The sequence below is a fragment of the Streptomyces sp. NPDC057002 genome (assembly GCF_042673825.1).
Taxonomy (GTDB): Bacteria; Actinomycetota; Actinomycetes; order Streptomycetales; family Streptomycetaceae; genus Streptomyces.
Window position 1 is genome coordinate 50286 of record NZ_JBHURZ010000013.1, and the last position, 25715, is coordinate 76000.

The following is a 25715-nucleotide window of genomic DNA, read 5'->3' on the forward strand; positions in this document are numbered from 1 at the left end:
CGGCGCTCCTTCTCGGCGTGTGTCTGCTCTGGCCGGCTCCCACGGCCTCCGCCGCCGAACGCGGACCCGTCGGCTGGGCCTCGACCGGCACCGGAACCGACGGCGGGGCGGGCGGCAGGACCTGGACGGTGGACAGCCGCGCCGAGCTGAAGCAGGCCCTGGCGAACGACGGCGATCCCACCGCGCCCAAGGTGATCCGGGTCGTCGGCGACATCTCCGGACACGAGGCCGACGACGGTTCGCTGCTCGGTGAGCAGGACTACGCGCCCGGATACGACCTCGGCAAGTACATGTCCTGCTTCGGCGAGGACGGCGCCGCCTGGTCCGACACCCGCTTCGATCACTGCAAGCAGCAGCGGCAGCTCCGCCAGACCGGCTCGAACAGGGAGAAGGCGCAGATCCAGCTCACCGTGCCGAGCAACACCACGCTGGTGGGCGTGGGGCGCGACGCCCGGCTGCTCGGGGTGTTCCTGACCGTCAACACCGGCAGCGACATCATCGTGCGCGACCTCCATCTGGAGGCGCCCGTCGACCACTTCACCAGTTGGTCCCCGGACGACGGCACGAGCGGCAGCTGGAACGCCCGCTTCGACGCGCTGACCGTGATCACCGGCAAGAACATCTGGGTCGACCACTGCACCTTCACCGACGGCCGCTTCCCGGACCGCGAGGCGCCCCTCGGCTTCCACGGCGAGCGCGTCCAGCGGCACGACGGGCTGCTGGACGTCGAGGACGGCTCCGACTTCGTCACCGTCTCCGACAGCCGCTTCGACGACCACGACAAGGCGATCCTCATCGGGTCGGGCGACGGGCGCGGCGACCGGGACCGGGGGCATCTCAAGGTGACCTTCGCCCGCAACCTGTTCAGCGGCATCGTGCAGCGCGCCCCGCGCGTCCGCTTCGGGCAGGTGCACGTCGTCAACAACGTCCACCGGGGGCGGGCGCCGCTCTACGCCCTGGGCGTCGGCGTGGAGTCCGCGATCTTCTCCGAGCGCAATGTCTTCCGCTACCCGGGCGGTCTGCCGTCCGCCGCCGTCGCGGACTACGGCGGAGAGCGGTTCCATGACACCGGCTCGTGGTTCAACGGCCGGCCCGCCCGGCTGAACGACGTGGCGAGCGGTCTCGGCCTCGGGAGCGAGGTCGGCTGGGACCCCGCCGACGTCTACGACTACCGCGCCCTCACGTCCCCGGCGGCGGTCGAGCGGTATGTGCTGCGGCACGCCGGATCCGGGAGGCCGTATGGACACCCATGAGCGGCTCGGACGGCGGACGTTCGTGGTCGGGGCGGGTTCGGCGCTGCTGGCCGGGGGAGGGGTGACCGGAGCGGAGGCGGCGGTCGTGGACGGGCCGCTGCCCGACTTCCATCCGGCGCTGAAGGAGCGGCTGACCTTCCCGCTCGCCTGGGGGACGTCCCCGACCCGCGACTTCCGCGCCTGGCGGCGTACCGCCCGGGCCACGGTCGAGGAGCACCTCCTCGTCGAACGGCAGGACCGGGTGCCGTTCGCGCCGGAGTACACCGGGCGGACTCAAGGGCACGGCTACACCCGTGAGTTGGTGACCGTCTCCCTCACCCGGTACGAGCGGGTGCGGGGCGCCCTGCTCACCCCGCACGGGGAGGGGCCCTTCCCCGCCGTGCTGCTCCTGCACGACCACGGATCCAAGTTCGACATCGGGAAGGAGAAGCTCGTCCGGCCCTGGTACGACGACACGCGTCTCGCCTCTGCCCAGGCGTGGGCGGACAAGTACTTCAGCGGGCGGTTCGTCGGTGACGAACTGGCCCGGCGAGGCTATGCGGTGCTGTGCCTGGACGCCCTCGGCTGGGGCGACCGCGGGCCCCTCGCCTATGAGCAGCAGCAGGCGCTGGCGTCCAACTTCTACAACCTCGGCTCCTCGCTCGCCGGGCTCATGGCCCGGGAGGACCAGAGGGCCGCCGCCTTCCTGGCGGGGCTCGACCGGGTGGACGCCCGGCGGGTCGCGGCCGTCGGCTTCTCCATGGGCGCCTACCGCGCCTGGCAGACCGCCGCCCTCAGCGACCACATCGCGGCCGCCGCGAGCGTGTGCTGGATGACCGGCCTGAAGGAGATGATGGTGCCCGGCAACAACACGCTGCGCGGGCAGTCGGCGTTCCACATGCTCCACCCGGGGCTCGCCCGCCATCTCGACATCCCCGACGTGGCGAGCATCGCCGCCCCCAGACCGATGCTGTTCATGAACGGCGGGCTCGACACGCTCTTCCCCGCCGAAGGCGTACGGGTCGCCTACGACAAGCTGCGCGCCGTCTGGCGCTCACGCCGCGCGGAGGGGCGGATACGGATGAAGACGTGGCCGGAGCTCGGCCACGTCTTCACCCACGCGATGCAGGACGAGGTCGTCAGCTGGCTCGACGAGGTCCTGTGAGACTCACCGCCGTACCGGCTGTATCCCCTCCAGCGTCGGCACCACCGGCTTGATGCTGCCGTCGGCCGCGAACTCCATGCGGTCGATCGTGGTCTCCCGGTGCATGCCGTCGCCGCCCGGGAGGCCCGGGCCGTTGAGGGCGAAGCGGTGGTAGACCATGTACCAGTCGTCGGTGCCGGGCGTGTTCACCACCGAGTGGTGACCGGTGCCGAGGATGCCGTACTCGGGCCGCTTCTGAAGGATCGTCCCGCGCTTGGTCCACGGGCCGAGCGGGGACGGACCGGTCGCGTACGCCACGTGGTAGTTCTCGCTGCGGGTGTCGTCCTCCGACCACATGAAGTAGTACGTGCCCTTCCGCTTGATCACGAAGGAGCCCTCGCGGAAGTTGTCCGGGGTGATGTCCTTCACCTTCGACGCGTCGAAGGACACCATGTCGTCGTTGAGCGGCACCACATACCCGTGGCCGTTGCCCCAGTACAGGTACGCCTGGCCGTCGTCGTCCGTGTAGACCGCCGGGTCGATCATCTGGCCCTTGAGCGCACCGCCCTTGGCGACCAGCGGCTTGCCGAGCGCGTCCTTGAAGGGGCCGGCGGGGGAGTCGGCGACCGCCACGCCGATCTGCTGCTCGGCGCAGAAGTAGAAGTAGTACTTGCCGTCGCGCTCGGCGATCGCTGGCGCCCAGGCGTTCTTGTCGGCCCAGCTCACGTCCGGCCCGAGGTCGACGATGACGCCGTGGTCCTTCCAGTTGACCAGGTCCTTCGACGAGTACGCCTTGAACTTGGTGCCGCTCCAGCCCTGGAAGCCGTCCGTCGTCGGGTAGATCCAGTATCTGCCGTCGAGATAGTGCACGTCGGGGTCGGCGTTCAGGCCGGGGAGCAGCGGGCTGCGGGTGCGGACCGCCTCGACCGTCCAGGTGCGCTTCGTTCCGTCGGCGGCCGTCACGGTGTACTTCTGCGGCTTGCGGAAGTCGCGGCGCGTACCTGACTTCGGGCTCAGCGTGGCCCCCTCGCCCACCCAGAGCTTCGGGGCGAGGCCCCGCAGGTCGGCCTTGGGCTCCATCGGCAGGACGACCTTCGAGGCGCTGTCCGTGACGATCGAGTAGCCCTTCTGGTGCTTGGCCGTCGCGTCCACCACCGAGGTGGACGTGGACGGGTAGGCCGCCAGCAGCCGGTCGTACTCCTTCTGCGTCACCGGGAGCACCGTGCCGTGCCGGGGGCTCGCCGGGAGCTGGTAGTTCGTCGACGGGGTCCACTTGCCCGAGGCGAGGTCGGTGGTCTCGAACGGCAGATAGCCGCGGCCGCCGTACTCGTCGATGAACAGGTACCACTTCTTCTCGGTGTTCGACTTGAACACCGTCGGGCCCTCACCGCGGTCCATCGCGCCCTTGCCGATGCAGTCGGCCACGAAGTCGTACTTCGTCGAGGTCAGGGAGGTGGACTTCTCGCCGGTGATGAACTTCGAGCAGGGGCTGGAGCTCGTGGGGTCCCGCTCGTCCTTGGTGTAGCGGTAGTACTCGTCCTTGTACTTCACGACCGTGGAGTCGATGACCGAATAGCCGGGGTCGTTCCAGACCTTCGGCTCGCTGAAGGTGCGGAAGTCCTTCGTGGTCGCGTACATCATCTTGTTGTACGTGTCGCCCTTGTGGTCCGGGTCGTCGTCGGCGTACAGCTTCGACGCCCAGAAGACGACGTACTCACCGAGCTTGTCGTCCCAGTAGGCCTCCGGGGCCCAGGTGTTGCCCGCGGTGTCCGGGGAGACCTTCACCAGGCGCTGGTCGGTCCAGTGGACCAGGTCGGTGGACTCCCAGACCATGATCGACTTGCTGCCGTGCCGCTGGACGTCGTCCCAGCTCCCGCTGGAGTTCTGGTACATCCTGAGGTCGGTGGCGATCAGATAGAACTTGTCGCCCTTCGGGGAGCGGATCACGAACGGGTCGCGCAGCCCCTTCTCGCCGGTCGTCGACGTCAGGACCGGCTTGCCGGCGTTCAGCTCACGCCAGTGCAGCGCGTCGTTGCCCCGGCTCAGGGCGTAGCGGATCTGCTCGCCGTCGGCGGTGCCCTCTCCCGTGAAGTAGGCGAAGAGATAGCCGGCGTACTTGGATTGCTTCACGGGTGGTGCTCCGGGGTCTGCGGTGCTGGGCGGCGCCGTGAGGAGGGTCAGGAGAAGGCCGGTCAGGGCCAGGAACGGAAGCAGGAGCGTGCGGGGGCGCATGACACTTCCTGTCGGAGTGTGGGGGATTCTGTTGGGTATCGGCCCTCGGAGTTTCACCGGACGGGTGCAGTGCGTCAACGGGTGTGCATGAGGCCGGTGGTTCCGAAAGTTTCGGAACCCGGGCACACCTGTGCACGTGACGGCGGCAACCCTTTCCCGGCACGGCGGCGACTGCTGGGCGGAAACGGATCGGAGCGGGCCCCTCCGAACCGTTTCCGTCCCTCATTCCCCAGGAAAGGAACGCTCCGTGCTGCTCAGCACCGGACGCCACCGCAGGACCCGTACGCTCACCATCGCCGCGGCCGTGGCCGTCGCCGCGGGGGCGGGCGGTGTCTACCTCGGGCTGTCGAGCGGCGGCGCGCAGGCCGCCTCGGCGGCGGTCACCGTCTCCACCGCGGCCCAGCTCGAAGCGGCCGTGAAGAACGCCACCGCCGGCACCGTCATCCAGGTCCGCGGCGGCACCTACTACCCGGCCGCCACCCTCAAGTCCACGGCGAACGGCACGAGTGCGGCACGCATCACCCTGCGGCCCTACGGCAGCGAGAAGGTGCGCATCGACGGCTCCAAGCTGCCCGCCGGCTCCTGGCTGGCCGGCCTCTACGGCGACTACTGGACCGTCCAGGACCTGGCCTTCGTCAACGCCCCGGCCCAGGGCTTCGTCGCCACCTCCTCGGCCGGCGGCGTGTTCAGGAACCTGGTCACCGCGGACAACGGCGACTCCGGCTTCACCCTGCGCGGCGACGGCACCACCGGCAACCTCGTACAGAACCTGGACAGCCACGGCAACTACGACCCGGCGGGACACGGCCAGAACGCCGACGGCATCGCCGTGAAGTTCGGCTCCGGGACGGGCAACCGGATCACCGGCGCCCGGCTGTACAACAACTCCGACGACGGCCTCGACCTCTGGCAGTTCTCCTCGCCGGTCACCCTCGAGCACTCTTGGGCCTTCGGCAACGGGAAGAACCGCTGGGACGACCCGGCCTTCGAGGGCAACGGCAACGGCTTCAAACTGGGCGGCGGGGGAGCCTCCGTCGCCCATGTCGTCAACAACAACGCGGCCTGGGACAACACGCTGCACGGCTTCACCGAGAACTCCAACACCGGCGCCATCGCCCTGAACCGCAACACCACGTACGCCAACGCCCAGAACGGCTTCTACTTCGCCACCGGCAAGGCCCGCCTCGGCAAGAACCTCGCCGTCAAGGACAAGGGCGGCCCCGTGAAGCGGGGTTCCTCGACGGTCTCCGCCGGCAACAACTGGGACAGCGGCGTCGCCACCCCGAGTTTCAGGTCGACGGACGCGACCGGCGCGTACGGGGCACGCAAGGCGGACGGCTCCCTCCCCGCCACGACGTTCCTGACGACCGGCTCCACGACCATCGGCTCGACGATGGACTAGGCAGTTGTCGTACGGCTGCCCCGGGCGGCGTAGAGGAGCAGCCCGCCGACGGCCAGCGCGGCGGCGGCCACCGTGGCGGCCGTGCTGTCCGACGGCTGCACCGGCCAGGTCAGCAGCCGCAGGATCCCGGGCTCCGTCAGCGGCGGCACGACCGCGGCGGCTCCCGCCCAGACGGTCGGCAGCGTCCAGGCCAGCTGATGGCCGAGCACGGCGGCCGCCAGCGCGGTGAGTCCGGCGAGGCCGGCCGTGGCGCGCAGGACGACACCGGCCGGGGCGGCGCTCGCCACGGCCGCCACCGCGCACACCGCGCCGGCGACCGCCACGAGATGCGCCGTGCGCCAGCCGGCCCAGCGGATCGCCGCCGTCCGCTCCAGCGCGGCGGCGGCCCCGCCGAGGCCGTTGCCGAGTACGCCGAGACCGAGACCGAGGGCGAGCACGGCGAAGACGCGGATCTGCCACTGCTGTGCGGAGGCGTTCCCGAGCAGGGCCACCAGGGCGACCCCCGACGCCGCCACCGCCAGGGCGGCGGGGATCCGGCGTGAGCGCAGGTAGAGCGAGACGGGCCGCAGGTTCGGTGTGTACTGCCGCATCAGGACGCCCCCTTCGCCAGCAGTTCGTCCACGTCGCCGCGGCAGTTCAGCTCCGCCTCCCGGACGGCCGCGATCCGGCGGGTCTGCTCCTCGGCGGGCAGGGCCCGCAACGTCCGCCACGCCGCGTTCCGTGCGTCCGCCTCCTCGCCCGGCGGGATGTCCTGGCCCGGTGCCGGATACCGGCCGTACAGCCAGGCGGCCGCGATCGCACGCGTCCCGTAGGCGACCGGCTCGCACGGCCGGGTGCCCGCCCCGGCCAGGATCCGCGCCACCAGGGCGTCGTCACCGTCGGCGACCCAGCCGCGGCCGGGCGCGTAGGTGTCCGAGTGCAGCCACACCTCGCGCGCCGGCTGCGGCCCCGGCCGGTCGCCGGTCACCTCGTGGACCGAGGTGGGGGCGTCGGGCAGCTTCGCCAGCAGCTTCAGGGCGCGGCGGGCCGGTCCGGCCAGCTCGGCCAGGCCCCGCTCGTGCGCCTTGGTCACACAGACGGTGGGGCCGTCGTCCCGCGTGCAGACCTCGGCCGTGGCGCCCGCGTCGCGCTGGAGGCCGGAGGCGGGGGCGGCGCCCAGCAACGGCATGGCCAGGGCCAGGCCGAGCAGCGCGGGCAGCGGAGCGGCGGCGGCCGTACGACGCCGGGCGGCCATGAGCAGGACCAGCCCCGTGCCCGCCAGGCCGGTGAACCACAGGGCCTGGGCCAGGCTCACCGAACCGGCGATCGTGGTGAACTCGTCTAGGTCCGTGGTGAGGTTGGGCGCCAGCAGCGACGCGGGGCCGGGCCCGGTCGACTTGGACAGCTGCACCGGAAGGAGCAGCACCAGGAAGCCCGCCACCACCAGCACCGGAGGGGTGTAGGCCGAGGGGAGCAGCCGTCCGATGCCCATGCCCAGCCAGCCCGCCGCCACCAGCGTCAGCGCCCCCACGGCGGCGATGTGCAGCCAGCCGCCGGGCAGATAGCCGGTCTTGCCGGCGACCCGGACGGCACCCGCGGCCAGCGTCGCCAGGTAGCCGAGGACCAGACAGACCCCCATCGCGACGGCGGTGGGCAGGGCGCGCCGCCAGACCGGCGTCGGGGTGGTGCCCAGCAACTCCTCCATACCGCACCGCCGGTCACGCCGGGCCTGCCAGGCGCCGCCGCCGAGAGCGAGCGGCCAGAGCAGGACCAGCATGATCCGCTGGAAGGCCGCCAGCATCGTCCACTGCGCGTCCCACAGCTCCGTCTGCCTCGACAGGGCCAGGGACCACAGCCCGGCCGCTCCGAACGCGGCGACCAGCACGCCGAGGACCGCCGCCGTGGAGCGGCGCAGCTCGATGCCCAGGATGCGAGCGGTCACCGGCTCGTCTCCCGTCGCGCGCGGGGACGGGCGAGCAGGGCGGTGTAGCCGCGCTCGATCGGGCTGTCCCCGACGTCCAGCGGATCACCGAGCCCGGCCACCTCCTCCGGGGTCCCCTGGAACACCAGCCGGCCGTCGTCGACCAGCACCACCTGGGTGCAGGAGGCGGCGACGTCCTCGACGAGATGGGTGGAGACCAGGACACACGCCTGCGCGCCGAGATCCCGCAGCAGCGTCCGGAACTCCAGGCGCTGCGCCGGGTCCAGGCCCACGGTCGGCTCGTCCAGCAGCAGCACCTCCGGGTCGTTCACGATCGCCTGGGCGATGCCCGCGCGGCGCAGCATGCCGCCGGACAGCGTCTTCAGCCGGTCGTCGGCGCGGTCCGCGAGCCCGACCCGCTCGATCGCCCGCTGCACCGCTCCGGGCACCTCACGCGCGTCCATCTTCTTCAGCCACGCCATGTACTCCACGAACTCGCGCAGCGTGAACCGCGGGTAGTAGCCGAACTCCTGCGGCAGATACCCGATCCGCTTGCGCAGCGCCCGCAGATCGGTCCGGCCGCCGATCGTCCGGCCCAGCAGCTCCAGTTCACCGCCGGCCGGCCGCAGCACTGTCGCCAGCGCGCGGATCAGTGTCGTCTTGCCGGAGCCGTTGGGCCCCAGCAGGCCGTGCACGCCCTGGCCGAGGCGCAGATCGAGGCCGTCGACCGCCACCCGGCGCCCGGCCCGCACCCGCAGGTCCCGGGCCTGGATGTGCCAGGCGTACGTGGTCGGCTTCAGATCGGCGGGGGGAACCGCTCGCACCATCGAGTTCTCCTCTTGGACTGTCATCGGTCGGTCAGGGCAGTTCCGTGCCGGGCAGCACCGTGAAGGCACGGGCCCGTACGGTCGTCGCGAGCGCGGCCACCACGAGCGCCAGACCCCACACGGGCAGGCTCTGCGGGGCCAGCAGCACGGACAGGCGGGAGGTGACGAGACTGGGCACGATCGCCGCGAGCACCCAGGCCGAGCCCAGGAGCACGGCCGCCCGCCGCAGGCCGGTCACGCTGCCCAGGGCGAGCGTGCCGACGGTGAGGGCCAGACACGGCAGCAGGCACAGGGCCGGCGACACCCCGACCACACCCCCCGCCGCGGCCAGCACCGGGATCACCACCGCCAGCACCACCGCGGTGCGCCGCAGCACCAGCCGCAGGCCCGCTCGCGGTGTGGTCGAGGTCAACTCGCCCATCGGATCCAGCCGCTGGGTCCAGGAGGCCGCGACCCCGAGCAGCGGCACCACGGGGGACAGCAGCAGGACCAGCGAAGGCACGTCCGTCCCCCGGGCGAGCAGGTCGATGCCGAGCGCCGAGAGGACCACCAGCACGCTCATCAGCAGCCAGGGCGACTGCGACGGGGGCGCCCAGCGGCGGACGGCACGCAGCAACGGGGAAGGGGTCCGGGCGGGGCGGTCGGGTGCCGCCGCGTCCACCTCCTCCCACACCCGGTCCAGCAGCGTGTGCACCGCGGGCGCTCGCGTCGTGACCGCCTCGGCCACGAGCCGCCGGCACTCCGCGCAGTTCTCCAGGTGCGCCTCCAGCGCCCACTCGGCGTCCGGGGGCAGTGCGGCGTCCCCCGCGACATAGGCACTGATCAGGTCTGGCCCCGCGTGGGGGCCGGTGCTGCCGGTCATGACATCGCCTTCCGCATGGCCAGCCGCGCGCGCCGGGCCCGCGTCTTGACCGTTCCCTCCGGTATTCCGAGCAGCGCCGAGGTCTCCCGGACGCTCAGCCCGTCCAGCACCAGCGCCCGGAGGACCTGGCGCAGTTCGGGCGCGAGGCCGGCGAGGGCGTCGCCCACGTCACCGGCGAGCGTGGACTCCAGCAGCGTCTGCTCGGCGCTCGGGGTGTCCGCCCCGGCCGGGTCGACGGCGGCCACCGCCTCGACACTCGTCCGGTGCCGCCCCTCCGTGCGGAAGGCGTCGACGAGCCGCCGGGCGGCCACCGTCCACAGCCAGCCCGTCGCACTGCCGCCGGCCGCGGCCCCCGCGAACGAACCCGCCGCCCGCCACACCGTCAGATACGTCTCCTGGAGCACCTCGCCCACGAGTTGTTCGTCGGCGCACCGGCGCCGCAGCCGCACCGCGAGCCAGGGCGAGGTACGGCGGTAGAACTCCTCGAACGCCGCACGGTCGCCCTTGGCGACCCGGCGCAGCAGGCCTTCCTCGTCCAGCCGCCCGACGGCGGCCCCTCTTCTCCACACACCTGGTCGGTCGTCCGGCGGGTCCCCGCGGGTTCACCGCCGGGCTGTGATGCCGGTCACGTGCGCACATGGCGACGCCCCCGCCGGTTCGCACCGGCGGGGGCGTCCTGCCGACTGGCCGAGGGGGGCTCGGCCAGTACCGTCCGACCGTCCGGAGGGGGGCTCCGGAGGGTCGGGTGCCGAAGGTCCGACTGGGGGCCCGGACGTCCGGCATCCGGCCGCCCGAGGGGGGATTCGGGCCGGCCGGGGGTTCACCTGGGGCGTTGCCTCACTGGTAGCTGATGTCGGAGGCCTTGAACTTGCAGGTCTTGCCGTCCGGGCCCGGCGGCTTCAGCTCCGTGGGCTCCTTGCCCGTGTTGTTGCCGGTGAAGCGCACACACGTCTTGATCTTCTTCTTGCTGTCGCCGTGGATGCGGATCTTCGACAGCGTGGCCGTGTCGCCGTAGTTCTGGTTGACGCCGACGATCGAGTTCATCGGCGCCGTCACGTCGATGTCGTTGAGCACGACCGTGCGCTTGTACTGCGTCCCGCAGTTGCCGCAGGAACGGACCAGCTTGCCGGCGTTCTGCACCTGGAAGCCCGACACGTTCAGCGTGCCGGCGCCGTTGAACTGCAGCACCTTGTCGTCGGCGTTCTTCGCGCCGCCGCCGATCACCTTGTACACCGCCGAGGCGGACTTGCCCTTGAAGCTGGCCGCGTCCTCGCCGACGTCCAGCCACCACACGTTCTGCAGCGTGCAACTGCCCTTGCAGTGCACGCCGTCCGCGGCCGGGGTGCCGATGATGACGTTCTTCAGCGTCGCGCCGTCCGCCAGCTCGAAGAGCGGGTCCTGGCCCTCGTCCTGGCTGTCGCCGCCGAGCGCGCCGCTGCCGTAGAACTTCTTCATCCCGCCGTCGTGCACACCGGAGACCGGGATCGTCTTCGGCACGGGCTTGCTGCCCGTGTCCGAGGGCCAGGAGGACGCGGCGCCCGCGGTGGACAGCATCGACGTGGTGACGATCGCCGCTCCCGTGATGCCGAACGCGGACAGCCCGGCGATCAGACCCCGCCGCTTGGCGACGCTGCGGCGATGGCGGACGCGCTGTTCTGCTGGTGCAGTCATGTACCGATTCCTCGAGTGGGGGGACTCTTTGCGCGTTGTGGTCGTCACCGGTGAGGAAAGGGTTGCCATGTCTTCGGATCTTTTTCACACGCGTGCGTCAGACCCGGTCGGCGGCAGGGTGCCATCGATGAGGTGGCGGCTCTCGTGGTCCTGGACGCACCGGCTGGGGTTGATCAGTGCCGTGTGCCCGTACCCGTCGTTGGTGAGCAGCCGGGCGTCGGCCGGTTCGGCGGCCATGACCTTGGCGGCCGTGTACGGGGTGGAGGGGGCGTAGATCGTGCCGACGAAGCGTCCGGCGACTCCGGGTGGACGGCTACGCCGCCGGGGGCGCCGGACGGGTTCTTCACAGCTGTTGTGAGGTCGGCCGGCCGCCGGTGACGGTGGCGTGGGGGGATTCGTCGACGCGGAGGGTGAAGACGTCGGGGCGGGCGTAGTGACCGGTGGTGTCGAGGTCGAAGCGGGCACGGGCGAGGTCGTCGAGGTCGAGTTCGGCGGTCAGGATGCCCTCGCCGTCGCGCAGCGGCCCGGCCAGGACCTCGCCGAGCGGGGAGACGATGACGGAGCCACCGCCGATCAGGACCGTGTCCGGTGCGTCACCCTGGACGGGGTGGAGGTCGGCTGGGAAGGCGTCGCGGCGCAGGTACTGATTGGCGCTGAGGACGAAGCAGCGGCCTTCCAGGGCGATGTGCCGCATGGTGGCCTGCCAGGCGTCGCGGTCGTCGACGGTCGGTGCGCACCACAGGTCCACGCCCTTGGCGTACATCGCGGTGCGGAAGAGCGGCATGTAGTTCTCCCAGCAGATGGCCGCGCCGAGGCGGGCGGTGCCGGTGTCGATGACGGGGAGGGTGGAGCCGTCGCCCTGGCCCCACAGGTAGCGCTCGGCGGCCGTCGGCATCAGCTTGCGGTGCAGGCCGAGGTAGCCGTCGGGGCCGAAGAAGAGCGCGACGCAGTACAGCGTGCCGCCCTGGCGTTCGACCGCGCCGACCACGGCGTGGCAGCGCAACTCGCGGGTGACCGCGGCCAGGGCCTCGGTCTCCAGGCCGGGGATCTCGATGGCCGCGGCGTGGTAGCGGCGGAACAGGTCGCGGCCGGCCGGGGTGCGGCTGCCGACCGTGATGCCGAAGTCCAGTCCCTTGGGGTAGCCGCCGAGGAACGCCTCGGGGAGTACGACGACCTCGGCACCCCGGCCGGCGGCCTCGCGGATGAGTTCTTCGGCCCGGGCCACTGCGGCCCGGGTGTCGAACAGCGGGGCGGCCGCCTGGACGACGGCGACGGTCACGGCACGGCGGGGCTCAGCTGAGGCGGAGTTCATGCGTCGACGGTAGAAAGGAGGTCGTGCATCCCGCCAACCAATCTTCGCGATGATCGACATCTACGGAACCGAATTCCGGAAGGCCGATCTCAATCTGCTGGTCGTCTTCGCCGCTCTCATGCGCGAGCGCAGTGTCACCCGGGCCGCCGCGGCCCTGCATATGAGCCAGGGCGCGGCCAGTGCCGCCCTCGGCCGGCTGCGCGGGCTCTTCGGTGACGAACTGTTCACCCGCACCCGCACCGGCGTGGAACCCACGCCCCGCGCCGTCGAGCTGGCCCGTCGTATCGAGCCTGCTCTCGGCCTGATCCACGGCGCCGTGACCGACGGGGACCGCTTCGACCCGGCCACCGCCCGGCGCACCTTCACCCTGGGCATGTCCGACGACCTGGAAACGGCGCTGCTGCCCCGCCTGCTGCACGCCACGGCCGCACTGCCGGGCATCCGGCTCGCCGTACGGCAGGCCAGCCGGAACACCGTCGCCGGCATGATCGACCGCGGCGAGGCGGACCTCGGTGTGGCCGCCGCCCCCGCGCACGGCGCCGAACACCGCAGCCGCAGCCTGTTCACCTCCGGCTACACCTGCCTCTTCAACCCCCGCCTACTGCCGCTCGAGGTCCCCCTCACCCTGGACGACTACCTGGCCCACCCCCACCTGCTGATCTCCTACGACGGCCGCCGCGGCATCGTCGACGACCTCCTGGAAGCACGCGGCCTCGACCGCCGGGTGATCGCCTCCACCACCCACTTCACCGGAGCCGCCCTCCAGCTCGCCACCCTGCCCGCCCTGGCCACTCTCCCCACCCACGCGGCCACCGTCTACGCCGGCACCCTGGGCCTGGCGACCTCCCCGCCGCCCCTGCCGATGCCCACGTACACCGTCAGCTCGATCTGGCACGGCAGCCGCACCGACGATCCCGCCCATGTGTGGCTGCGCCGCCTCGTCTACGAGGCGGCCCGCACGGGCGAGTTCTGAGAAGAGGAGCAGGCGGACCTCATCGCGCTGTTCAGCCTGGACCGAGACCAGCTCCTGAAACAGATCGATCTTGCCGGCCGCAAGCCCGAGGCCGACCGCGGCGGCTTCCTGAACACCTCCGAGCACGGGGTCCCGCCCTACCCGAAGGTGTACGACATGAAGACGATGGACACCGCCGCACGGCACTACGTGCAGCAGCGGTTCGGCAAGCTCCACGTCAACCGCTCCGACGACGGTGTCGGCATCGACGAAGTGATGACCGTGGTGTCCGGCGGCCCCTGGATCTGGTTCTACCGGCTTCCCGACGGCACGGTGGCGAAGCTGTCGGTGGGCGCAGTGGAGATCGGCGACCTGGCCTGGCGCATCAGCTACCCCGGCATCCGGCCGCACGCCGCCTTCCTGGACGCCGAGCACGGCCTGACCGTGGCCTACGCCCACGGCCCCGAGAAGTTCGTCATCCGCTACGAGGACTCCACCGCCGAAGGGGCGGAGGTCCTGGGCACGAACCCGTGGATCGACTTCACCGGCGACGCCCCCCGGCTGCTGAACGACATCAAGGCGAACTGACCCGCACCGTGTGAGCAGCCGGCTGCCGCCTCGCCCCTGCCGGCTGCTCGGGGCGCGGCTTTCGAACACTCCAGCCGCAACCACGAGCCCAACCCGCCCCGCCGTCACCTCCAGAGATCACCAACAGCCCCAGGCAGAGAAAGAGTCATGTTCTCCACCTTCAGGGCGGCCGCCACGCGCACCCCCGCCACCGTGAGCGACCCCTCCCGCAGCGTTCCCGTCCTCTGGCTGGCGCTGCTCGCCACGCCCGTCGCCGCCGCCAACAACGCGGCCGTCCTGATCCTCGACGACATGAGCCGCTCCCTCGGGATCACCACCGCCACCGGATCGTGGCTGGTCACGGTGTTCGCCCTGGCCTTGGCGATCGCGACACCGCTGATCGCGACGCTGCTGCGACGCCGCGGCACGCGCACCGCCCTGTGGGCCGGCGCCGCCTTCGTCGCCGTCGGCACCCTGCTGGTGGCTGTCTCGCCGTGGCTGCCGCTCACCCTCGTCGGGCGAGCCGCTCAGGCGGCGGGCGGCGCGGGCATGATGGCCATCGCCATGAACCTGGCCGGCACTGCCCGCCGCATGGGCGTGATCAGTGCCGGGTCCGGAATGCTCGGAGCGGTGGGGCCGCTGCTCGGCGAGCGCCTCACCGACGCGTTCTCCTGGCGGGCGGCGCTGTCCATCCTGGTGGTCACCCTCCTGGCCGTCCCCGCGGTCAGCCGCCACACCACGCAGGCACCGCCCGCCGAAGGCCGTTTCGACGCCCGCGGCGCAGTACTGCTGGCCTTCCTGTCCAGCGGGCTGGTCCTGCTGCCGTCGAACCCGCTGCCCGCCCTGGTCGTAGCAGCCGTCGCCGGCATCCTGCTGGCCCTGCACATCCGGCACCGCCCCGACGGATATGTCCCCGCAGTCGCCGTGCGCTCACGCCTCTTCCGCAGTTCGGTCCTGATCGCCCTCGCCCTGTCCGTGTCGTACTTCACCCTGCTGTTCGCGATCCCGCAGCTGATCGCCGATCGGGCCGGCTGGTCGACCGGCTCGGTGGCCGTCGGCCAGATGACCGCCATGATCGCCGGATCCGTGCTCACCCTTGTCTTCGCTGCCGTCGCCGCCCGCCTGGGCCAGACCAACGTGCGGGCGATCCTGCTCACGATCGGGGCGCTCGCCGCGGCGGCGGCCGTCTTCGCCCACAGCGCGATCGCGCTGCTGATGGCAATCGGTATCGCCCTCTTCAGCGCCACCGCAGCCAACGCCACCCAGTCCATGGCCGCCGCCTCCGCCGTCCCCGACCGCCAACGCCCCACCGGCATCGGCCTGTTCCAGCTCAGCTACCTCATGGGCGGAGCCCTCGGCCCGGCCCTCGCCACCATGCTCGTCCTTCACTGACGCCGCACGCACCACCGGCCAGGCAAGCGCCACGCTCATTCGACCCAGCACTACTGCCTGCGACAACACCGCCGAGGGCGTGTGCCTCGGGCACCGCAGCCCAACCACCTGTCCGAAGGACCCCGTCACGGAGTCGAACCGCCCTCGCGAAAGGAACCACCATGTCCTACTCCGACCCGCGCTACCTCAGCGACAGGGGCGAGATCAGCGCGAAGTACCGCCCCGCACCCGACGAACCGGACACCGGCTTCATCGGCGCCTCCAGCATCAGCTACGTGGCGACCCCGGATACCGCGGACGGCGAGTACGGCCTGTACAAGGTCGACATGGGACCGCAGACCATGGGCGCCCAGGAACACTTCCACCGGACGATCTCGGAGTCCTTCTACGTCCTCTCCGGCGAAGTCCAGTTCTACAACGGCGAACGCTGGACCAAAGGCGGGCCGGGCGACTTCCTCTACGTACCCGCCGGCGGCCTGCACGCCTTCCAGAACGACGCCGACGAGCCCCTGTCCATGCTCATGATCTTCTCGCCGGGCGCGCCCCGCGAGGAGTACTTCGAGAAGGCCGCCGAGTACGCGGAACGCAACCGCGAAGAACTCAAAGCCTTCCAGGCGCGACACGACACCTACTTCACAGACATGCCCGACGACTAGATACAACCCCACGCGAGGGCGTCACGGGCTCGCGGTGGTCGAGGGCCAGTGCCGCCTGGTCAGCGGATCCGGCTGCCCTGGACGCAGGGTCTCCAGGCCGGCCTCGGGGTCGGCACCGACAGGGCGGGCCCCTCCGGCCGCGGCGAGGTGCTGCCCGGTCAGCACGGTCGAGCAATCACCAGCGCGGCGACGACCGCGGCGCCACGCCGCCGGCTCACGCTCGGTCCGGATATGTGCATGGTTGTGTCCTCCACGGCCTCGCGCCCGACGCCCGTACGCGCTGGAGGCCTGCACGCATCCGTGTCCACGGCAGCCCGGCCCGGCGCCCCGCGCGAGCCGGCCACGGCCGAATGGCGAACGGGGGACCTACGAGTCGCCCCCGGCGTCGTCCGCGCCGTCCGTGTCGTCCGCGGCCGCGAAGCCGCCGCCCACCGACAGCCGGTCCGACCCCGCGGCGGCCGTCACCGTGTAGCGGTCCCCGCCCGCGTCACGCCCCCCGCGGTCGTGGTCGAACTGGCCCGCGAACACCCACTCGCCCGCCGGGACCTTCCGGCCCTCCTTGAGGGTCCAGGTGTAGACGAGGGCGCCGTCCCGCTCGCCCACCGTGAGAGTGAAGTCGTTCTCGGGCAGCGACCGCCAGGCGCCCGCGTCGGAGACCCCGCCGGTCTGGTCGACGCTCAACCGCACGGTCAGCGCAGTCAGTTCCTCGCGGGTCTTGATCGTGATGTTGCTCTGCGCCCAGAAGTCGTTGCTGTGCGGGTCGACCGAGCCGTCCGACCACAGCGGCCCGTCCTCGGTGGCGGCGGGCGGCCGCGCGGTGACGGAGGCGCTCGGCTTCCCGGAGGGCGGCGGGGCGGACTCGCGGCGCTCCGGCGAGGTGGTCGGCGTGGGATCCACCGGTGGCACGGGGGCCCGGCTCGTCGCCTCCGGCGACGGCGTGGGCGTCGGTGACGTCGCCACCTCCTGCTGCCGCGGTGCGGCCTCGTCCTTCACCGCGGACGCGACGGCGTAGCCGCCCACCGCCAGCACGCCCGCCACCGCGGCGGTCGCACCGGCCACCCGCATCCAGCCGAACACGGGCGGACGCGTGGCCCGATGGGCGGACGCGGCCGGACCGGCCATGCCGCGCTCGACCCGGGCCAGGATGCTCTCCCGGTCGGGCTCGTGCCCCCCGGCCGCCTCGTGCAGCCGGGCGCGCAGCTCCTCGTGCACGTCCCGCCGCATGGTCATCGGTCCCTCCCTCCGCCCTCACCGGTGCGCAAGCCCTCCACGGCGGGCGCGCAACGGGGCGCGCCCAGCGTCGCGTGCATCCGCTGCGGCACTCCCTGTGTGCCCAGCAGCCGCTGGAGTTCGGCCATTCCCTTCGAGGTCTGGCTCTTCACCGTACCCACCGAGACGCCGAGGGCGAGCGCGGTGTCCTTCTCCGACAGGTCGAAGGCGTGCCGCAGCACCACACAGGCCCGCTTGCGGAACGGCAGCCTGCGCAGCGCCTCCTGGACGTCGACCACCCCCGCCACGTCCGGGTTCTCGGTGTTCTCCTCGCGCTGCGACCAGAACAGGGCGATGCGCCGCCGCTCGCGCACCGCGCTGCGGATGCGGGTGCGGGCCAGGTTGGCGACCACACCGCGGGCGTACGCCGCCGGATGGTCGGCGGCGCGCACCCGGTCCCAGCGGTGCCACAGCGCCAGTAACGCGTCCGCCGCCAGGTCGTCGGCGGTGTCCGACTCGCCCGTCAGCAGATAGGCCAGACGGGACAGTTCGGCGTAGTGGCGCTCGAAGAAGGCGTGGAACTCCACGGAGGCGGCGTCGTCGACGACTGTGCCCACGGGCGACCTCTCCTCGCAGCGGCTTCGGGCACTCCCGGACGGGGGCGCCTGTGCGTGTCATGTAGATGACATGTGATCATCCGGGGGAGGCCCGGACGAGATCGGGAAGCGTAGCAGCGTTCGTCAGGATGGTTCGTACGGAGCTTCGAACGGCGTATGGCGGGCCGGACTTCGAATCCGTAACACGAAGAAAACCTGAACGTGGTTCAACGCGAGGAAAATCCAGCCAGCACCCGCACACCGATCACCCAGGCATCAAGGAGCACTCGTCATGTCCGAATCGCAGAAGGTGGCCGACCGGTCCGACGCCGCACCACCACCGGTGAACAGCGTCGACCGGTTCTTCAAGATCTCCGAGCGGGGGTCCACCTTCGGCCGTGAGATTCGCGGCGGCTTCGCCACGTTCTTCACGATGGCCTACATCCTTGTCCTGAATCCCATCATCCTGGGCAGCGCGAAGGACAAGTTCGGGCACCAGCTGGACGCCGTCCAACTCACCACCGCCACCGCCCTGGTGGCCGCGGTCATGACGATCATCATGGGCGTGGGCGGCAATCTGCCCCTCGCGCTCGCCGCCGGACTCGGCCTGAACGCCGTGGTCGCCTTCCAGATCGCCCCGCTGATGAGCTGGGACGACGCGATGGGCCTGATCGTCCTCGAAGGCCTGCTGATCTGCGTGCTGGTGGTGACCGGTCTGCGCGAGGCCGTCATGCACGCCATACCCCAGCCGCTCAAGCAGGCGATCAGCGTCGGCATCGGCCTGTTCATCGCCTTCATCGGCTTCGTCGACGCCGGGTTCGTCAGCCGCATCCCGGACGCCGCGAACACCACCGTGCCCGTTCAGCTGGGCGGCACCGGCACCCTCGCCGGCTGGCCGATGCTCGTCTTCTGCCTCGGCGTGCTGCTGACGATCGGCCTGCTCGCCCGCAAGGTCAAGGGCGCCATCCTCATCAGCATCGTCGGCATGACCGCGGTGGCCCTGGTGATCAACTCCATCGCCGACATCAAGACCTGGGGCCTGACCACACCGTCCTGGCCCGGCAACCTCGTCGACACCCCCGACTTCGGACTCATCGGAGACTTCGACCTGTTCGGCGCGTTCAGCGCCCCCGGCGTCGGCGTCATCACGGTCGTCCTGCTGATCTTCACCCTGATCCTGTCCGACTTCTTCGACACCATGGGCACCGTCGTCGGCGTCAGCGCCGAGGCCGGCCTGCTGGACGAGGACGGCAAGGTCCCGAACCTCGGCCGGGTGCTGCTCATCGACGGTGCCGCGGCGGTCGCGGGCGGCGCGGCCTCCGCCTCCTCGGCGACCTCCTACATCGAGTCGGCGGCCGGCGTCGGCGAGGGCTCGCGCACCGGCTTCTCCAACCTCGTCACCGGCGGCCTGTTCGGCCTCGCGCTGTTCCTGACCCCGCTGCTCACCATCGTCCCGCTCCAGGCGGCCGCCCCGGCCCTGGTCGCCGTCGGCTTCCTGATGATGACCCAGGTCAAGCACATCGACTGGGACCGCTACGACATCGCCATCCCCGCGTTCCTCACCATCGCCGTGATGCCGTTCACCTACTCCATCACCAACGGCATCGGCGCCGGCTTCCTCGCCTACGTCGTCATCAAGACCGTGCTCGGCAAGGCCAAGGAGGTCCACTGGCTGCTGTGGGGGACCTCGGCGCTGTTCCTCGTGTACTTCGCGATCGACCCCATCGAGCAGCTGCTCGGAGCCAAGTGACGTCTGGGCCAAGGCGAAGGGCCGCCCCCGGGGGGAAGGGGGCGGCCCATCTGTCTGTAGAGACGGCTTTCGTACGGCGAAGGTTCAGTCGGAGGATCAGTCCTTGAGCGCCGCTTCCATCATCGCCCTGGCGACCGGCGCCGCCAGGCCGTTGCCGCTGACCTCCGAGCGGGCGGCGTTCGACTGCTCGACCATGACCGCCACGGCGACCTCCTTGCCCGACGAGTCGGACTTCCCGTAGGAGGTGAACCAGGCGTACGGCACCTGGCTGTTGTTCTCGCCGTGCTGGGCCGTACCCGTCTTGCCGCCGACCGTCGCGCCCGCGATCTGGGCGTTCGAGCCCGTGCCCTTGTCCACGACGGTCTGCATCGCCGACTGCAACTGCTCGGCGGTCGAAGAGCTGACGATCTCCTTCGAGTCCGCCTCGTCGTCGTAGTCCTGCAGCACATCACCGCCGCTGTTGGTGATCTGCGACACCATGTGCGGCGAGACCAGCTTGCCGCCGTTGGCGATGGCCGCCGACACCATGGCCATCTGCAGCGGTGTCGCGGTGACGTCGAACTGGCCGATGCCCGTCAGAGCGGTCTGCGACGGGTACATGTCCGACGGGTACACGCTCGTGTAGGCCCGGACCGGCACATCCAGCTGGTCGTCGTTGAACCCGAACTTCTCCGCCATCGCCTTCACCTTGTCCTGGCCCAGCTGCACGGCCATCTTCGCGAAGACGTTGTTGCACGAGTACTGCAGCGCCGTGCGGATCGTGGCGTTCGTGCAGGGCGCGCTCGGGTTCTCGTTCGACAGCTTCTTGCTGGTGCCCGGCAGCGTGTACGGGTCCGGGCTGTCGGTCTTGTCGTCCACCGACTCGTACAGCCCGTCCTCCAGCGCCGCCGCCGCCACGACCAGCTTGAACGTCGAGCCGGGCGGCAGCGGCTGCCGCAGGGCGCGGTTGGTCAGCGGCTTCTCCGGGTCGCTCGTCAGCTTCTTCCAGGCCGTCCCCGCGGTGTTGGCGTCCGTCAGCGACGAGGGGTCGTACGACGGCGTCGACACGACCGCGAGGATCTTCCCCGTCTTCGGGTCGATGGCGACGGCGCCGCCCTTCTTGTCGCCGAGCGCGTCGATCCCCGCCTTCTGCACGTCCGGGTCGACCGTGGTGACCACGTTGCCCGGTTCGGCCCGCTGGTTGGTGACGGTGTCCATCACCGACTTCAGACGGTTGTCCGTGCCGTTCAGGAGGTCGGTGTAGATGCCCTCCAGCTGGGTCGGCGCATACGCCTGCGAGGCGTAGCCCGTCACCGCCGCGTACCGCTCACCGTCCGTGTATGTGCGCTTGTACCTGAGGTCGCCTGTCTTCGTCTTGGCCGAGCCGGTGACCGACCGGCCGCCCACGATGATGTTCCCGAGCGGCGCCGAGTACGTCTCGATGGCGTTCCGCCGGTTGTCCTTGTCGTCTGCGAGCGCCTGGCCGTCGTAGAACTGCACCCAGGTCGCCCTGACCAGCAGAGCGAACACAAGGAGCAGCGCGAAGACCGATGCGCGCCTGATCGTCTTGTTCATCCCGAACATGAGGACGAGCCAGGAGGGGCGGATCGTTCCCGCCCGTCCGTTTTCTCATTCTGTGTTTAGAAAGCCCGCCTCGTAGGCCGCGATGACCGCCTGTGTGCGGTCCCGGGTGCCCGTCTTGGCCAGGACCGCCGCCACATGCGATTTCACCGTGGCGGGGCCGACCTCCATCCGGCGGGCGATCTCCGCGTTGGTCAGTCCGGCGGCCATGTGCCGCAGGACCTCCCGCTCGCGGCCCGTGAGCCTCGCCACCCACGCGGGCGGCGCGGGGTGCGCGCGTGCGTGCTCGGTCGCGAGGGTGCGGACGGCCGACGGGAACAGCAGGCTGTCGCTGCGCGCCACCAGCCGGACCGCCTGCACGAGCGCGTCGGCGTCCGCCCGCTTCAGCAGGAACCCGGCGGCTCCGGCGCGCAGCGCGTCATACACATAGGAGTCGTTCTCGAAGGTCGTCACGACGACGATCCGGGGCGGCTCGTCCAGGGTGGCCAGGATCTGCTCGGTGGCGCGGATGCCGTCGATCTCCGGCATGCGCACATCCATGAGGACGACGTCCGGCCGCAGGTCCCGTACGACCGACACGGCCTCGGCACCGGTGGCCGCCTCGCCCACCACCTCCAGGTCCGGCTCGGCGGAGAGGATGGCGCGCAGCGCGGTGCGCACCATGCGCTCGTCGTCGGCGAGGACGACACGGACGGTTGCCGGGCGGGTCATGCGGGTCCCTTCGTCGCGGGCCTTCGTTCGGGCTCGTCAAACAGGCCCGTCATACAGGCCCTTTCATCGGCAGGCGTACGCGCAGCCGCCAGGTCTGTGCGGAGGTCGGTCCGGCCGTCGACGTCCCGCCCAGCAGCCTGGCCCGGTCCGCGATGCCGCGCAGCCCGTGGCCGCCGCCGGGCCGGGAGGGCGCGGGGCCGGTCACCGGATTCTCCACGGTGATCTCCAGCCCCCCGTCCGCCACCGCGATCCGCACGTCCACGGCGACCCGGTGGCCGGCGTGCCTGAGGGCGTTGCTCAGCCCCTCCTGCACGATGCGATAGGCCTCGCGGGACAGCAGCGGAGGCAGCGCCTCCGGGTCGGCGCCGACCGTGGCCGTCACCCGGGCCCCGCCCGCCCGGGTGCGGGACAGCAGGCCGTCGAGGTCGCCGGCGAGGGTGGGCGCCGGGGCCGTGCCGGGGCCGTCGCCCTCGCGCAACACACCCAGCACGGCGTCGAGTTCGCCGACGGTACGCCGGGTCGTGTCCTCGATCGCGGCGAGGGCCTCACGGACGAACTCCGGGTCGGAGTCGAGGACCCGGCGGGCCGCGCTCGCCTGGAGGGTGACCGCGCTCAGCGCGTGGCCGACCGAGTCGTGCAGCTCCCGCGCCAGCCGGTTGCGTACGGCGAGGTCGGCGGCGCGGGCCTCGGCAGCGGCCAGCCGGCCCTCGGGAGACGGGCCGAGCAGGTCAGGAGCCCAGCGGGCCAGCAGCGCGCCGCCCCCGGCCGCGCAGCCCGCGAGGGCGACGAGCATCACCGCGCCCGCGAGCGGCGCGAGCGCCAGGACCCAGGCGTGGTCGAGGACTTCGGGCACCCCGGACGGCGTGCCGCGCAGCCCCGCGATGAGCGGCAGCACGATCAGCGCGACGGCGAACGGCGGCACGGCCAGCGACATCCCCGCGATGATCCCGCCGAGCCCGAGGTGGAGCGTGAACCAGGCCGCCGTACGCCCTTTCTCGCCCCGCGTCGCGGCCGGTCCGAAGGCGAGCCGGTCCGCGTCGACACCGCACAGCCAGCGCACGGCGGCGGCTTCCAGCGGCCGGGTCAGAGGGAACACGGAGGTGACGGCGGCGATCGGCAGCCCCACCCCGAACGAGGCGAGCTGGAGGGGAAAGGACCCGAAGACGTCGGTGCCGCCGGTGGCCGGGCCGATGATCACCGAGCCCACCAGCACATACGGCATGGCGAGCGCGCCGCCGAGGATCATATGGACCCAGCGCAACCGTGCCCGCCGGCCGAACAGGAGCCGGGCGGCCTGGCTCACGCCGCCTGCCGTGCGGCCCTGGCCGAGCGCTCCGCGAAGTAGTAGACGCCGATGGCGGCGACGAGGAAGCCGACGAGCATCTGCCCAGCGTAGGCGAGGCTCATCAGCGGCGTCGGGCGGTCGGCGAGGTCCTCCACACCGCCGAGCGAGGCCAGCGACAGCCAGCCGCCCCAGCAGGCCACGGCAGCCGAGCCGACCCAGGCGAGCCCGAGCGGCACCGCCACGGGCAGGGCCCGGCCGCGCCGGAACGCCAGCAGGAGACCGCCGGCGACGGCCGCGAGGAGGAACAGTACGTAGACGGCCTCCAGGACATAGAAGTCGGCGGCGCGGTCCGCTGCCCGGCCCTCGCTGAGCCCGGCGGCGACACCGCAGGCCCACAGCAGGTGGACGGTGAGCGGCGGCAGGGCGAGTACGGCGGCCGCGACGGCCAGGGCGCGGTGGGCGGGCCCGACGACTCCGACGGGCAGTTCCCACACCCGGCCGCGCCACAGGTGCCCCCAGCGGTCACGGGCGTAGAGCACGAACAGGGCGCCGAGAGCGATCCCTTGGAGGATGAACCCGGTGTACACCACGGTGAACACCCAGGCGTGGAGGAAGGTGTCATGGCCCTGGGCGGCCGGTGCGGCACCGCTGCCGAACGCCTTCACGACGAGCTGCGCCGGGAACCCCGTCATGATCGGCGCGAGCAGCCCGGTGGCGACCCAGACGGGGAACGCCGGCAGCCACGCGGGCACCTTCAGCCCCCACGGCCGGGTCAGCACCAGCGCCAGCACGATCACCGAGCTGTCCAGCAGCACGGAGAGACCGTTGATCACGGCCATGCCGACACGGTCGTCGAGCAGGGCGCTCCCCTCGGGGATGCCGATGTGGCTCCCGGCGATCCAGGCGGCCTTGAGCCCGAGGTACGGCACGCAGGAGAGGACGGCCACGGCACGCAGAATCCGCCGGGGGCGGCTCGAAGGGACGGCGGGGCGGGGAACCGCGAGGGGAGTGATCGACTGCGTCATGCGATCAGGCTCCCGCGCGGGACGCGGACGGCACGTCCTCAGCGGCGACGATCCGCCTCCGCCGGACGGGGGAGACCCGCGGAGGGCTTCTCAGCCCTCCAGGAGCAGCACCGTCTCGTCGATCTCCGCACCCCGGGCCTGGGCGTACCCCGTGGCCGACGCCACGGCACGGAACCCGCATTTCTCCAGGACGCGCAGCGACCCCACATTGTCCGAAGCCGCCCGCGCGTAGAGGGGACGCTCGTCCACCTCGGTGATCAGCGCCCGCAGGGCCTCGGTCGCGATGCCCTTCCCCCAGTACGCGCGGTCGATCCAGTACGTCACCTCGCGCTCGCCCGGCTCCCCGTACACCGCCGTGCTGCCGACCACGTCGCCGTCGGCCAGCACCGTGCGGATGACGGCGGACGAGGAGCGGATCCTGGCCCAGTGGGCGTCGAAGGCGTCCCGGTCGGAGGGATCCTTGGGGGTGAAGGCCGCCATGTGCAGCGCCTCGGGGTCGTTCATCTGCCGGTAGAAGACCGGCAGATCGCTGTCGTGGACCGTACGCAGCTCGACATTCATGCCTCAGAGCCTACGGGTGGCCAGTGTCAGCCGGTCCCGCGCGTCGAACAGCGCGTCCTTCACCAGCTGTTCGTGCGCCGGCGTGAGCCGGGCCACCGGCACCGAGCAGCTGATCGCGTCCCGCGCCGGAGTGCGGTACGGGATCGCCACGCCGAAGCAGCGCAGCCCCAGCGTGTTCTCCTCGCGGTCCACGGCGAAGCCCTGCTCGCGCACCTGGCGCAGCTCCTCGATGAGCTTTTCCCGGTCGGTGATCGTGTGCTCGGTCAGCGCGGGCAGTGTCTCCGGGAGCATCTTGCGGACCTGCTCGTCCGAGTACGTGCTCAGCAGCGCCTTGCCGAGGGACGTGGAGTGCGCGGGCAGCCGGCGGCCGACCCGGGTGAAGGGGCGCAGATAGTGCTGGGACTGGCGGGTGGCGAGGTAGACGACGTTGGTGCCGTCCAGCCGGGCCAGGTGGATCGTCTCCGTGGTGTCGTCCGAGAGCCGGTCCAGGGTCGGGCGGGCCGACGCGACCACCTCGTCGCCGTCGATGTACGACGTGCCGACCAGCAGGGCCCGGACGCCGATGCCGTAGCGCGTGCCCGTCGCGTCCGTCTCCACCCAGCCCAGCTCGACCAGGGTGCGCAGCAGCATGTACAGGCTGGACTTGGGATAGCCGACGGCCTCCTGGACCGCCGCCAGGGAGTGCATGCCGGGCCGGCCCGCGAAGTACTCCAGCAGTTCCACGGTCCGCACCGCGCTCTTGACCTGCGCACCGCCGCCTGTCTCGCCTGCCGACATCGCCCTTGACCCCTTCGTTCGACGAGAAGCTGGAGATATAGTCTCCGACAGCATTCATCATCAGAGACAGCGTTCAGTATATCGAACATCCC

Annotated in this window: 25 protein-coding genes; 8 read left to right on the forward strand and 17 right to left on the reverse strand. The window is 71.5% G+C overall.

Translation table 11 applies throughout. The features are described from left to right. Nucleotides 1-17 precede the first annotated feature (17 nt). Nucleotides 18-1253, forward strand: a complete 1236-nt coding sequence (locus tag ACFT32_RS41985; protein WP_382499718.1) for a polysaccharide lyase family 1 protein — start codon at nt 18-20, stop codon at nt 1251-1253. Continuing rightward, nucleotides 1240-2397: a dienelactone hydrolase family protein gene (locus ACFT32_RS41990; RefSeq protein WP_382499720.1), complete on the forward strand. Its 1158-nt coding sequence runs from the start codon at nt 1240-1242 to the stop codon at nt 2395-2397. Before ACFT32_RS41985 ends, ACFT32_RS41990 begins: the two co-directional genes overlap by 14 nt. A gap of 3 nt (nt 2398-2400) precedes the next feature. Here ACFT32_RS41990 and ACFT32_RS41995 read toward each other — a convergent pair whose 3' ends face one another. Then, complete coding sequence (locus tag ACFT32_RS41995) at nt 2401-4608, reverse strand: family 43 glycosylhydrolase (protein WP_382499723.1); 2208 nt, start codon at nt 4606-4608, stop codon at nt 2401-2403. A gap of 247 nt (nt 4609-4855) precedes the next feature. On the opposite strand from ACFT32_RS41995, the gene ACFT32_RS42000 reads away from it, so the two are divergent. Continuing rightward, entirely contained in the window at nt 4856-6010 is a 1155-nt protein-coding gene (locus ACFT32_RS42000) for a pectate lyase (RefSeq protein WP_382499725.1), read from the forward strand. On the opposite strand, the gene ACFT32_RS42005 is transcribed toward ACFT32_RS42000, so the two are convergent. From ACFT32_RS42005 to ACFT32_RS42040, 8 genes are all read right to left on the reverse strand, one after another. After that, nucleotides 6007-6600, reverse strand: coding sequence for a hypothetical protein (locus ACFT32_RS42005; protein WP_382499728.1), 594 nt, complete (start codon nt 6598-6600; stop codon nt 6007-6009). The genes ACFT32_RS42000 and ACFT32_RS42005 overlap by 4 nt on opposite strands. Further along, nucleotides 6600-7931: a hypothetical protein gene (locus ACFT32_RS42010; RefSeq protein WP_382499729.1), complete on the reverse strand. Its 1332-nt coding sequence runs from the start codon at nt 7929-7931 to the stop codon at nt 6600-6602. Before ACFT32_RS42010 ends, ACFT32_RS42005 begins: the two co-directional genes overlap by 1 nt. Further along, nucleotides 7928-8737 (reverse strand): ABC transporter ATP-binding protein, encoded by an 810-nt coding sequence (locus ACFT32_RS42015; protein ID WP_382499731.1) that lies wholly within the window; start codon nt 8735-8737, stop codon nt 7928-7930. Before ACFT32_RS42015 ends, ACFT32_RS42010 begins: the two co-directional genes overlap by 4 nt. A 31-nt stretch (nt 8738-8768) precedes the next feature. Next, nucleotides 8769-9599, reverse strand: coding sequence for a zf-HC2 domain-containing protein (locus ACFT32_RS42020; RefSeq protein WP_382499733.1), 831 nt, complete (start codon nt 9597-9599; stop codon nt 8769-8771). Beyond that, a complete protein-coding gene (locus ACFT32_RS42025) occupies nt 9596-10168 on the reverse strand; it encodes an RNA polymerase sigma factor (RefSeq protein WP_382499734.1) in 573 nt (190 codons plus the stop codon). Before ACFT32_RS42025 ends, ACFT32_RS42020 begins: the two co-directional genes overlap by 4 nt. Nucleotides 10169-10436: 268 nt before the next feature. Continuing rightward, nucleotides 10437-11270: a pectate lyase gene (locus ACFT32_RS42030; protein WP_382499736.1), complete on the reverse strand. Its 834-nt coding sequence runs from the start codon at nt 11268-11270 to the stop codon at nt 10437-10439. 84 nt (nt 11271-11354) lie between these two features. Beyond that, a complete protein-coding gene (locus tag ACFT32_RS42035) occupies nt 11355-11546 on the reverse strand; it encodes an alpha/beta hydrolase (RefSeq protein WP_382499930.1) in 192 nt (63 codons plus the stop codon). Nucleotides 11547-11613: 67 nt separating this feature from the next. Continuing rightward, the gene (locus tag ACFT32_RS42040; RefSeq protein ID WP_382499738.1) at nt 11614-12582 is read right to left on the reverse strand and encodes a nitrilase-related carbon-nitrogen hydrolase; all 969 of its coding nucleotides are present in this window, start codon (nt 12580-12582) and stop codon (nt 11614-11616) included. A 49-nt stretch (nt 12583-12631) separates the two neighbouring features. Between ACFT32_RS42040 and ACFT32_RS42045 the strand changes: the two genes are divergently transcribed. The 4 genes from ACFT32_RS42045 (at nt 12632) to ACFT32_RS42060 (ending at nt 16149) form a co-directional block, all read left to right on the forward strand. Beyond that, a complete protein-coding gene (locus ACFT32_RS42045) occupies nt 12632-13555 on the forward strand; it encodes a LysR family transcriptional regulator (protein ID WP_382499740.1) in 924 nt (307 codons plus the stop codon). A 156-nt stretch (nt 13556-13711) separates the two neighbouring features. Next, the gene (locus ACFT32_RS42050) at nt 13712-14122 is read left to right on the forward strand and encodes a hypothetical protein (RefSeq protein ID WP_382499742.1); all 411 of its coding nucleotides are present in this window, start codon (nt 13712-13714) and stop codon (nt 14120-14122) included. A gap of 147 nt (nt 14123-14269) precedes the next feature. Then, complete coding sequence (locus ACFT32_RS42055; protein WP_382499745.1) at nt 14270-15493, forward strand: MFS transporter; 1224 nt, start codon at nt 14270-14272, stop codon at nt 15491-15493. A gap of 161 nt (nt 15494-15654) precedes the next feature. Beyond that, the gene (locus ACFT32_RS42060; RefSeq protein WP_382499747.1) at nt 15655-16149 is read left to right on the forward strand and encodes a cupin domain-containing protein; all 495 of its coding nucleotides are present in this window, start codon (nt 15655-15657) and stop codon (nt 16147-16149) included. Nucleotides 16150-16515: 366 nt separating this feature from the next. Here ACFT32_RS42060 and ACFT32_RS42065 read toward each other — a convergent pair whose 3' ends face one another. Both ACFT32_RS42065 and ACFT32_RS42070 read right to left on the reverse strand, forming a co-directional pair. Next, nucleotides 16516-17379 carry a hypothetical protein gene (locus tag ACFT32_RS42065; protein ID WP_382499748.1) on the reverse strand — a complete coding sequence of 288 codons (864 nt, stop codon included), beginning with the start codon at nt 17377-17379 and terminating at the stop codon, nt 16516-16518. Continuing rightward, nucleotides 17376-17975 (reverse strand): SigE family RNA polymerase sigma factor, encoded by a 600-nt coding sequence (locus ACFT32_RS42070; RefSeq protein ID WP_382499750.1) that lies wholly within the window; start codon nt 17973-17975, stop codon nt 17376-17378. The genes ACFT32_RS42065 and ACFT32_RS42070 overlap by 4 nt, the downstream gene beginning before the upstream one ends. A gap of 271 nt (nt 17976-18246) precedes the next feature. Here ACFT32_RS42070 and ACFT32_RS42075 point away from each other — a divergent pair, with 271 nt between their 5' ends. Continuing rightward, nucleotides 18247-19704 carry an NCS2 family permease gene (locus ACFT32_RS42075; protein WP_382499752.1) on the forward strand — a complete coding sequence of 486 codons (1458 nt, stop codon included), beginning with the start codon at nt 18247-18249 and terminating at the stop codon, nt 19702-19704. Nucleotides 19705-19800: 96 nt separating this feature from the next. Here ACFT32_RS42075 and ACFT32_RS42080 read toward each other — a convergent pair whose 3' ends face one another. The 6 genes from ACFT32_RS42080 to ACFT32_RS42105 all read right to left on the reverse strand — a co-directional run bounded on the left by ACFT32_RS42080 (nt 19801) and on the right by ACFT32_RS42105 (nt 25623). After that, nucleotides 19801-21258 (reverse strand): peptidoglycan D,D-transpeptidase FtsI family protein, encoded by a 1458-nt coding sequence (locus tag ACFT32_RS42080; protein ID WP_382499754.1) that lies wholly within the window; start codon nt 21256-21258, stop codon nt 19801-19803. Between the two features lie 54 nt (nt 21259-21312). Continuing rightward, complete coding sequence (locus tag ACFT32_RS42085) at nt 21313-21975, reverse strand: response regulator (protein ID WP_382499756.1); 663 nt, start codon at nt 21973-21975, stop codon at nt 21313-21315. A gap of 49 nt (nt 21976-22024) precedes the next feature. Beyond that, nucleotides 22025-23278, reverse strand: coding sequence for a sensor histidine kinase (locus tag ACFT32_RS42090; RefSeq protein ID WP_382499758.1), 1254 nt, complete (start codon nt 23276-23278; stop codon nt 22025-22027). Next, a complete protein-coding gene (locus ACFT32_RS42095) occupies nt 23275-24285 on the reverse strand; it encodes a hypothetical protein (protein WP_382499760.1) in 1011 nt (336 codons plus the stop codon). The genes ACFT32_RS42090 and ACFT32_RS42095 overlap by 4 nt, the downstream gene beginning before the upstream one ends. A 90-nt stretch (nt 24286-24375) precedes the next feature. Continuing rightward, nucleotides 24376-24846: a GNAT family N-acetyltransferase gene (locus ACFT32_RS42100; RefSeq protein WP_382499762.1), complete on the reverse strand. Its 471-nt coding sequence runs from the start codon at nt 24844-24846 to the stop codon at nt 24376-24378. A gap of 3 nt (nt 24847-24849) precedes the next feature. Beyond that, nucleotides 24850-25623, reverse strand: coding sequence for an IclR family transcriptional regulator (locus ACFT32_RS42105; protein WP_193480774.1), 774 nt, complete (start codon nt 25621-25623; stop codon nt 24850-24852). Nucleotides 25624-25715 lie beyond the last annotated feature (92 nt).